At 71.0% G+C, this 9,001-nt stretch carries 10 protein-coding genes; 5 read left to right on the forward strand and 5 right to left on the reverse strand.

All coding sequences use genetic code 11. From position 1 onward, the window contains the following. Positions 1-378 (forward strand): amidohydrolase family protein (locus ACFVX9_RS36835; protein ID WP_387986268.1); only part of this gene is annotated, 378 nt, incomplete at its 5' end. On the opposite strand, the gene ACFVX9_RS36840 is transcribed toward ACFVX9_RS36835, so the two are convergent. From ACFVX9_RS36840 to ACFVX9_RS36855, 4 genes are read right to left on the reverse strand one after another with little or no spacing between them, the layout of a single operon-like run. Then, entirely contained in the window at positions 320-2,137 is a 1,818-nt protein-coding gene (locus ACFVX9_RS36840) for an ABC transporter ATP-binding protein (protein ID WP_387986271.1), read from the reverse strand. The two genes, ACFVX9_RS36835 and ACFVX9_RS36840, sit on opposite strands and share 59 nt — an antisense overlap. Before the next feature lie 38 nt (positions 2,138-2,175). After that, complete coding sequence (locus ACFVX9_RS36845) at positions 2,176-2,436, reverse strand: lasso peptide biosynthesis PqqD family chaperone (protein ID WP_387986274.1); 261 nt, start codon at positions 2,434-2,436, stop codon at positions 2,176-2,178. A gap of 38 nt (positions 2,437-2,474) precedes the next feature. Continuing rightward, positions 2,475-2,909 (reverse strand): lasso peptide biosynthesis B2 protein, encoded by a 435-nt coding sequence (locus ACFVX9_RS36850; RefSeq protein ID WP_371515516.1) that lies wholly within the window; start codon positions 2,907-2,909, stop codon positions 2,475-2,477. Then, positions 2,906-4,792 carry an asparagine synthase-related protein gene (locus ACFVX9_RS36855; RefSeq protein ID WP_387986277.1) on the reverse strand — a complete coding sequence of 629 codons (1,887 nt, stop codon included), beginning with the start codon at positions 4,790-4,792 and terminating at the stop codon, positions 2,906-2,908. The genes ACFVX9_RS36850 and ACFVX9_RS36855 overlap by 4 nt, the downstream gene beginning before the upstream one ends. Before the next feature lie 401 nt (positions 4,793-5,193). Here ACFVX9_RS36855 and ACFVX9_RS36860 point away from each other — a divergent pair, with 401 nt between their 5' ends. After that, entirely contained in the window at positions 5,194-5,367 is a 174-nt protein-coding gene (locus ACFVX9_RS36860) for a hypothetical protein (RefSeq protein WP_380486165.1), read from the forward strand. A gap of 172 nt (positions 5,368-5,539) precedes the next feature. Here the strand turns inward: ACFVX9_RS36860 and ACFVX9_RS36865 are convergent, their stop codons facing one another. Further along, complete coding sequence (locus tag ACFVX9_RS36865) at positions 5,540-6,118, reverse strand: MarR family winged helix-turn-helix transcriptional regulator (protein ID WP_380379068.1); 579 nt, start codon at positions 6,116-6,118, stop codon at positions 5,540-5,542. Between the two features lie 752 nt (positions 6,119-6,870). Between ACFVX9_RS36865 and ACFVX9_RS36870 the strand changes: the two genes are divergently transcribed. Genes ACFVX9_RS36870 through ACFVX9_RS36880 form a run of 3 tightly spaced genes read left to right on the forward strand, consistent with a single transcriptional unit; the run spans position 6,871 to position 9,000 of the window. Next, positions 6,871-7,890: a LysR family transcriptional regulator gene (locus ACFVX9_RS36870; RefSeq protein ID WP_387986282.1), complete on the forward strand. Its 1,020-nt coding sequence runs from the start codon at positions 6,871-6,873 to the stop codon at positions 7,888-7,890. 9 nt (positions 7,891-7,899) lie between these two features. Beyond that, complete coding sequence (gene fabD / locus ACFVX9_RS36875) at positions 7,900-8,745, forward strand: ACP S-malonyltransferase (RefSeq protein WP_380379072.1); 846 nt, start codon at positions 7,900-7,902, stop codon at positions 8,743-8,745. Between the two features lie 3 nt (positions 8,746-8,748). Beyond that, complete coding sequence (locus ACFVX9_RS36880; RefSeq protein WP_063345952.1) at positions 8,749-9,000, forward strand: phosphopantetheine-binding protein; 252 nt, start codon at positions 8,749-8,751, stop codon at positions 8,998-9,000. The last annotated feature ends 1 nt before the right edge of the window (position 9,001 follow it).

Raw genomic sequence — 9,001 nt, forward strand, 5'->3', positions numbered from 1 at the left:
GTCGCCCTGATCACCGACGCCATGGGCGCGGCCGGCATGGGCGACGGCCTCTACCCGCTCGGCCCGCTCCAGGTCGAGGTCAAGGACGGCGTCGCGATGCTCCCGGACGGCAGCTCCATCGCGGGTTCCACGCTCACCCTGGACGTCGCCTTCAAGCGTTCGCTCACCGTCAACGGCCTGACGCTGAACCAGGCCGTCGAGTCGCTGTCCGCCACCCCGGCCCGCCTGCTGGGCCTCGCCGACTCGATCGGCTCGCTGGAGGCCGGCAAGCAGGCCGACCTGGTCGTGCTCGACTCCGAGGGCTACGACCTGGTCGCCGTCATGCGCCGCGGCCGCTGGATCGCCGGAGCCCAGCGGCTGGCGCGCCGGGCCGGCTGACCGGCGGTGTGGCGGAGCCGCGCTCCGTGGTCCGCCGGTGTCCGCAGAGCTGCTGGAATCCCGGGTCGGTGCGGAGGAGCTCGGCGTACGTGCCGGTGGCGGCGGCCGTGCCGTCGGAGAGCATGACGACGGTGTCCGCCGCTTCGATGGTGGACATCCGGTGGGCGATCACGAGTAGGGCGCACTCCTTGCGGAGGCTGTGCAGGTTGACCGTCAGGGCGGCTTCGTTGGCGGGGTCGAGGTGGGCGGTCGGTTCGTCCATCAGCAGCAGGCGGGGGCGGGCCAGCACCGCGCGGGCGATGGCGATCCGCTGGCGTTCGCCGCTGGACAGGCGCACCCCGCGTTCCCCGACCTCGGTGTCGAGGCCCGCCGTCAGGCCGTGCACCTTCCCGGTGAGGTTGACGAGGTCGAGGACCTCCCAGAGCCGGTCGTCGGTGACGTCCGGGGCGGCGTAGCAGAGGTTGTCCCGCAGGGTGCCGTGCAGGATCGGGCAGTCCTGTTCGACCCAGCCGAGGTGTGAGCGCCATTCCCCGAGGCCGAGGTCCGTGGCGGGCCGCCCGTCGATGCGGATGCTGCCGCTCCACGGCTCGTAGAAGCGGTTGATCAGGGCGAAGGCGGTCGACTTTCCGGCCCCGGACGGGCCGACCAGGGCCACGAGCGCGTGCGCGGGAACGGTGAGCGACAACCCCCGCAGGACCGGTGTGTCGGGGCTGTAACCGAACCGCAGATCCCGGATCTCCAGCGAAGGCGCCGATGGCGGGCCCTGGTCCGGTTGCGGTCCGGAGGCGATGCGGCCGGCCGTCGTCGCGCCGGTGCCGTCCTCGGTGGGGAGCGCGTAGACCTCCTGGATGCGTTCGTCGGAGCCCTTGGCCCTGTTCACCGAGGCGATGCCCGCCATCAGTTCGGTGACGGGCCCGGTGAGCTGGGTGGCGTACAGCAGCATCGCCACGAGGGCGCCGAGCGAGAGGGCCCCTTGGTCGATGCGGGCCGCACCGACCAGCAGGACCAGCACGAAGGCGGCGTTGATGGCCAGTTGGGCGGTGGGGGCGATCACGGCGGTGAGCCGGGCTCCGCGCAGCGCGGCGTCGTAGGCGCGGTGGGCCAGCGTGTCGAGGTGGTCGATCTCCCGTTGTTCGGCGCGGTTGGCCCGGACGGTCCGTAGGGCCGAGAGGGCTCGTTCCAGTCCGGCCGAGATCGCGCCGACGGCGGTCTGCAACTCCGTCGACGAGCGGCCGACCTCCGCCGACAGCCGGTCGATCACGATGCCGCACCCGAGGAGCACGCCGAGGACGAGCAGCATCAGGACGGGATCGAGCACGAACATGGCGACGACGCTCCCCAGCGCGACGCACAGGTTGGTGGCGATCTGGACGGAGACGTGCGTCAGCGCCTCGCGCAGGACGACCACGTCCGTCGAGGCGCGTGCCATGAGGTCGCCGACGCGCAGGCGGTCGAAGGCGTGCAGCCGGACCCGCAGCAGGTGCGAGCTCAGCCGGGTGCGCATGCCCAGGACGAACCGCTCGCCCGTGCGCTCCAGCAGGAAGACGGCGACGGCACCGATCGACGCCTGGGCCAGCAGCAGCACGACGAGGACGGTGACGGGGCGGAGGAGGGGCCGGTGCGCGGTGAGCGCGTCGACCACTCCCTTGGCGGCCAGGGGCTGCGCGACGCCCACGATGGCTGCGATCAGGGTGAGGAGCAGGGCGACGCCCAGGGGGCGCCGCTGCCCCCGGGTCAGGGTCCACAGCTGTCGAAGCATCGTGTGTGCGGCTCCGTCTCGTCCCCGTCGCCCGGGGGTCAGCCGGCCTCGACCAGCCCGGACGACCGGAGTTGTCCGGTCATCGCCGTGAGGTCCTGCTGGGCCTGGGCCGGTTCGATGCCGAAGTGGGCCGAGAACTCCTCGGCCACGTGGTCCAGGGTGGAGCCGTCCAGGAGGCGTTGCAGCGCGTAGGCGCCGGTCTGGTTGAGCTGCCAGTAGTGCCCGGTGCGCTGGTTCAGCAGCACGGCGCCGTCGTCCGTGTCGGTGGACACCGTGTGGGCGGTCAGGCGGAGCGTCATGGGGCCCTCCGGGCGGGGTCGTGGTGTCGGGTCGGGGTTCAGGCCGTACGCGCGGGCTGCTTGGGGGCGACGGTGACCAGGGGCCGGAAGTAGCCGTCGGGGTACGGTTCGTCGATCACCCGGCCCTCGGCCTCGACCCAGGCGTGCGCGGCGAACGGCGTCGTCCGCACACCGGCCTGCCAGGTGGGCCACACGCCCTTGAACCGGCAGAGCACGGCGGTGGCGATGGAGCGTTGCAGGCAGTTGTGGACGGCGCAGCGCAGGCTGACCGCGACGACCGCGGTGCGGGCCGCGGACGCCTGGGCCGCGGTGCCCGCACGGGCTCCGGTGCTCAGCGCCCCGAGGACGGCGCGCAGGTGCCGGGGCGGCAGTTTGGCCAGTGGCCGGGCCACGGCCACGGCCGTCAGGGGCAGCAGGCGCCGGTGCAGGGGCAGCCGGGTGCGGGGCTGGAGCGCGCAGGGCGGGCTGGTCACGGCGTCTCCTCGGACTCGGGTGTGCGGCGCGGCCGGCCGACGCGGCCGGGGGCGGGTCCGGCGAGGGCCGCCGGGACGGTGGGGCGGGCTGCGATCTCGCGCAGCCACAGTTCGGCGCCGATCGTCGCCTCCAGTTGGGCGGACCAGACGTCCCCGGTGCGCGGCGGGGTGATCAGCGTGGTCCGCATCCGGTCGACGTCGATCAGGCCGCGGCGGGCCAGCAGCGAGTCCGCGAACAGGTCCAGCAGGTCGGGTACGTGCTCTCGCAGGGCGCGGTCGACGGGCTCCTCGCAGTCGCCCTTGGTGGTCCGGTTCAGGATCACCTCGGGTACCAGGCCGTCCATGGCGGCGGCCAGTACCGGCTTGTAGCGCCAGGGGTCGTAGCGCTCGTGGGGGAGGATCTCCAGCACCGCCTCGACCACCCGGTCGTCCAGGTAGGGCAGTTCGAGGGGGAGCCCCTCGGCGGTGTACTCGCGGCAGAGCAGCCGGAGTACGGGGCCCGCGCTGCGCAGGGCGGTCAGGGCCTCGTGCTGTCCCCGGTCCGGTGCCAGCGGCGCGACCTGCTCCGCCACGGCGCGGAAGACCGTCCTGGTGGTCCGGATCGCGTCCCGGGTGGCCCAGGGCGTCGCCGGGATCCGCTCGCCCCAGCCGAGGGAGGGAGTCCGGGGCAGGGGTGTGGTGCGGGCGAGGTCGTCGGCGCACTGCCGCCACCACGTGCCGAGGTCGCCGCCGTGCAGCAGTCCGGCCAGGCTGGGCAGCAGCGGCCAGCAGTGCAGCGCCCGGTGGGCGCGCAACTGCCGCCAGGCGGTGATCGGGTGGCGGCGGAAGAGCGTGTGCAGGTAGGCGGCGCCTCCGGTGAACAGCTCGTCCGCCCCGTGCCCGGCCAGGTGCCGGGTGGCGCCGTGTTCGACCAGGTGCCGGATCCCGAACCGGATCGCGTTCATCCCCCGGGTGGCGGCCCGCGGGGCCTCCGTGTCGACCGCCCAGTACGGGGGGGAGAACACCGGTGGGGCGTCGGTGTCCGGCACGGTCAGGTGTTCGGCGCGGGCCAGCAGGCGTGCGGCCCGGCCGGCGTACAGCGGATCGTCGTTGATCGCGCTGCCGCCGGTCCAGCAGAAGGTCAGCAGGTCGGGGCTGTGCTCGGCGGCGAGGAAGCAGAGCGAGGTGGAATCCATGCCGCCCGACAGGTCGGCCGAGAGCCTGCCCTGCTGCGGTTGCCGCTGGGCCACCGCCTCCCGTAGCCGCTCGCGCACCCCGGCCGCCCCCTGCGACAGGGGGAGGTGCGGCTCCGGCGGTTGCCACCAGCGCACCGATCGGGCGGCGCCGTCGGCGGGCAGCACGAGGCAGGAGTCCGCAGCCACCTGGTGCACGCCGCGCCACCAACTGCGCTCGCTCAGCGGGGCGAAGAGCATCCCGTAGGTGACGCTCGTGGCGATCAGGTCCTCATCCGGCTCCGCACCGGTCACGACGGCCAGCACGTCGGCCCGGTCGGCGGCGATCGGGACGTCGCCGAGGCGGGCGGTGAAGACGCAGCGGGTCCCGGTGACGGTGCCCTGGAACCGCACCTGTCCGTGGATCGAGGCCACCACATGGGTGTTGCCGGGCAGGCCGCGGGCCAGCGCGTCCAGGTCGGGCAGGACGCGCACGGAGGAGACCAGCGACCCGAGCCGGTCCGGCGTGACCGGGCTGGGGCCGAACACCGCCACGCGTACCGGGCCCGCCGCCGACACCACCAGGTCCTCGGGTGCCCACGAGCCGGCCAGCCAGGGCCGCCCGGAGGCGTGGGCCACCAGCTGAAGTGCTTCGCTGCCGATCTGACGGTGGGCCCGGGCACCGCCCGGGGAATCCGGAAAGACCACAAGGTGGTCGTTGAGTGACTGCACCTGCTCCACCCCCAGGAATCACGGCGGCATCCGCACCGCCGGTGTTTCGACCACGCCGCACCACGCACCGCTCCCGGCGCCGTGCTTCACCCCAGAACCGTGGAGGACGAGGGAGGAGCGCACAACCGGTCGGCGCCGGATCCTTTCGGATCACGCCATGTCGGTGGCGGTATGATCAGGTCACATCCACCGTGATGATATGGAGAGTTCGGGGGCGTCTCACCTGGTTTCGATCACTCCTGCTCGGACTTCTCCCGGTCGTGACCGATGTCCACCCGACCCCGCCGAACAACATTTCGTCTGCGATGCGTCCGTGTGGATGCCAAGTCGGCGCGTAATGACCGAAGTCGGGTTATCCCAGTGGACGCTCCGGGCGGGAACCGGCTCAATGGTGTGACGCCATGCCAGGCTTCGACCTCGATGCATTGGAGAGCACCGTGATCAAGAACCAGCAGCTGCCCAAGCGCTACACGCCGCCGGCGGCCGCCAAGGTCGGCTCCTTCACCAAGGACACGGACGGCACCATCTACACCCTGAAGGACGCGACGACGCTGGGCTTCAAGAAGCCGCGCTAGCCTCGGTCCTGCACGACAGCGATCCTGTCCGACAGCCCGCCAGCTCTGCTGGTGGGCTGTTCTGCATGAGCCGGCGGCCGCCGGGCGCCGCTTCGGCGTCGAGGATCGCGATCGCCGCCGGGCCCGAAGTTCAAGTGTTGTCGGCTGAGTTGGGTCGCCGGCGCTGCGCCGCTCAAAGCTCCGTCGGGTAGCCGCTCCGGGGATGCTTGGCGTTGGCGAGCTGCCGCCGGGGCGCCCGCGGGGGGCGGGACGGGGACTCGCGTGACGGTGAACGCGGCGGAGTCCAGGCCGGGGTGGTGACGGGGGCCTCCGGGTCGGTGGGCCGACCGCGCAGGGCCTGGGCCTCGACGGCTTCGGCGAGACATCGCAGGGCGATCCGGACCTGCGCGCTCTGTTTGTCGCTGAGTGCCCCGAGGACCTGCTGCTCGATGGCCAGGCGCTTGGGCATGACGTCGTCGACGGCGGCCGCGCCCGCGTCGGTGATGAAGACCAGTGCCGCGCGCCGGTCCGCGGGGTTGACCGTCCGGACCACGAGGGCGCGTCGTTCCAGCTTGGCCAGCGCCTTGCTCAGCGCGGCCGGCGACCGCCCCATCGAGGCGGCGAGGCGGCGTGCGATCGTCGGCTCGGTCGAGTGGCGGAGGTGGTAGAGCACGTCGAACTCCGATGAGCTGACGGCTGCCGATTCGAACACCGGTTCAAGGAGGAACTCCAGCATCGCGTGGGCGTGTCGGAGGCCGCCGATGATCTCCATCGACGAAAGGTCGAGGTCAGGACGGCTCTGTACCCACAGCTGCCATACCGCCTGCGTTTCATCCATTCGTGCACATGCTCCAACTTGTTAACCGGTAACCTTTCAGTTACCGTATGACACGTGGCCCGCTTCCAGCTGGGCGACCTGGGCACGCTCATCGGAGACTTGTCCGCTTTTTTGCGCTCTGTGTAGTTGATCTGCTCATGTCATATGAGCCTGGACCGCGACATCCCGCCCGATAGCTTCTCGTCTGTGACCGGAGCTGAGGAAAGTGTCACCATGGTCATCGCACATGTCCCCGTCATCCCGTTCCCTGGAACGATTCCGGGATCGGGCTACCTCCGGCAGATAGTACTGGACCGGAATAGCTTGGTGTCCAGCCATTTGCGCGCGTCGGCGTCAAGCAGATCGGACCGGCAGCTTGCCGGGCCCGCATCGCCCGGCGGCGCGCCGAGAAAGTCGAGTTGACGCTGCGGCGGGTATGAACTCGCCGTACTGCTCGAACACTTCGAACGGCCCGAAGCGGAACGCGTCGGCGTGACCGGCTCCGCACGGGCGGCCCGCCGTGGTCGCCACAGGCCGTCGTCACCCTGTGTGCCGAGGTCGGTCACCGCGCCCCGGCGCGCCTTTCACGGATCCGCCGCGGGCTGACCGCCCGTGGTTCGTCACCGAATTCAGAATTTCTCCGGCGGTCGCACCGCCGACCCCGAAAATCCGCATGGCCAGATTCCGGGAAAAGGATTCCGCGCGCTATGACCGATCGCTTGGGATTCAGTCTCACTCAATTGCGCTACTTCGTCGTCTCCGCCGAGATCGGCAACATCTCGGAGGCGGCGGAGAAGCTGTGCGCCTCGCAGTCGACGGTCTCGTCGGCCATCATGCGGCTGGAACGCCAGCTCGGTGTTCAGCTGCTGCTCCGTCACCACGCCCGTGGGGTCTCCCTGACGCCGAGCGGTCGCCACCTGCTGCGGGAGGCGCGCGCGCTGCTGGGGCAGGCCAGGAGCCTCAAGGCGCAGGGCGACGCCCTGGCGGGCGACACCGCCGGCCAGCTCGACGTCGGGTTCTTCTTCCCGATCGCCCCGTTCCTGCTGCCGCTGGTCCACCGTTTGGCCGGGGAGCGGCACGGGGCGCTGAAGCTGAACTTCCACGAGGCGTCCGCCGACCGGCTGTTGGAGTTCCTCCGGGACGGCCGGTGCGAACTGGCGGTGACGTACGACTTCCTGGCGGGGGAGTCCAGGTTCCACCCGCTGGTCGACCTGCCGGTGCACGCCCTGCTGGCGGATGACGACCCGTTGGGCCTGGTCGGGCCGCTCTCCCTGGACGAGTTGGCCGGTCGACCGCTGGTCGCCCTGAACGCCCCGAGCGTGCTCCGCCACGCCGAGCGGATGTTCTCCCGCGCGGGCGTCCGCATGCCGCGGGTGGTGACGACGACGAGCATCGAGACGCTGCGCGGCCTGGTGGCCGCCGGCGCCGGGTTCGCCTTGATGTATCAACAGGCCCGGACCGCAACGACGTTGGACGGGGGAAGGGTTCGCGAGGTCGAACTGGTCGGAGACCTGCCGCCCGCGACCCTGGGCGCGGCCATGATGCCCGACCTGGCCATGAGCAGCCGCGGCAGGGCGTTCCTGGACGTGCTCAGATCCGCGGTCGCGGTCGCGGTCGCGGTCGGGGCGCGTCCGGCGCAGGTCGGTGCAGGTCAGCAGGTCAGTACGGGTCGGCAGGTCAGTACGGGTCGGCAGGTCAGTGCAGGTCGGCAGGTCGTCGTGGGTTGAAGGAGTGTCGTGCTGGCAGTCATCTTCGCTGGTCAGGGAAGTCAGGAAAAGGGAATGGGGGCAGAGGTCTTCGAACGGTACCCAGGGCTGGTCCAGTACGCCTCGGACGTGCTGGGGTACGACCTGGTCTCCTTGTGCACGGAGGACCCGGACGGCCTGCTGGGCCGCACGGAGTACACCCAGCCGGCGCTGTTCGTCGTCAACGCGCTGCGGACCTTCGAGCGGGTCCACCGCGGGGACCGGGCGGCGGACGTCTACCTCGGGCACAGCCTGGGCGAGTACAACGCGCTGCTCGCGGCCGGCGTCTTCACCTTCGAGACGGGGCTGCGGCTGGTCGCCAAGCGCGGCGAGCTGATGGCGGCGGCCTCCGGGGGCGGCATGACCGCCGTCATGAACACACCGCCCGAGCGACTGCTGGAGATCCTCGCGGAGGACGGCGCGGACGGCGTCGACATCGCGGGCCTCAACACCGGCTCACAGGTGGTCATCGCGGGCACCCCGCCGGTCCTGGACGCGGCGCACGCCTGCCTGGAGAAGCGGGAGATCCGCTTCGTACGGCTCAAGGTGAGCGCGCCCTTCCACTCCCGGTACATGGAGCCGGCCAGGGTGCGGTTCGCCGAGTTCCTGACGGAGTTCGAGTTCGCCGATCCCGACACCCCCGTCATCTCCAACGTCACGGGCCGGCCGTACGAGCCGGGACAGGTGACGCACATGCTCACGGAGCAGCTGGTCGCCCCGGTGCGCTGGACCGACAGCGTCCGCGGGCTGCTCGACGGCGACGCCGAGCCGGAATTCACCGAAATCGGGGGCCTGGCCCTCACCCACATGGTGTTCAAAATCAGGGCTGGAGTGTGACACATGGCAACCACGACGGACACGATCAGGCTGTACCTGGAAGACCGTTTCCTCTTCGAGTTCGACGACGTGATCACCCCGGACACCGACCTGTTCAAGGCGGGGGTCATCGACTCGTTCGGCTACGTCAGGATGATGAAGTTCCTGGAGTCCGAGTTCTCCGTCGAGATCTCCCCGGAGGACATCCTCGTGAACGTCTTCGTCTCGCTCACCGCGATCGACGAATTCGTCACCAAGAAGACCTCCGCGAAGTAGA

The organism is Kitasatospora sp. NPDC058243 (assembly GCF_042882025.1).
In the GTDB taxonomy this organism is placed as follows: domain Bacteria; phylum Actinomycetota; class Actinomycetes; order Streptomycetales; family Streptomycetaceae; genus Kitasatospora.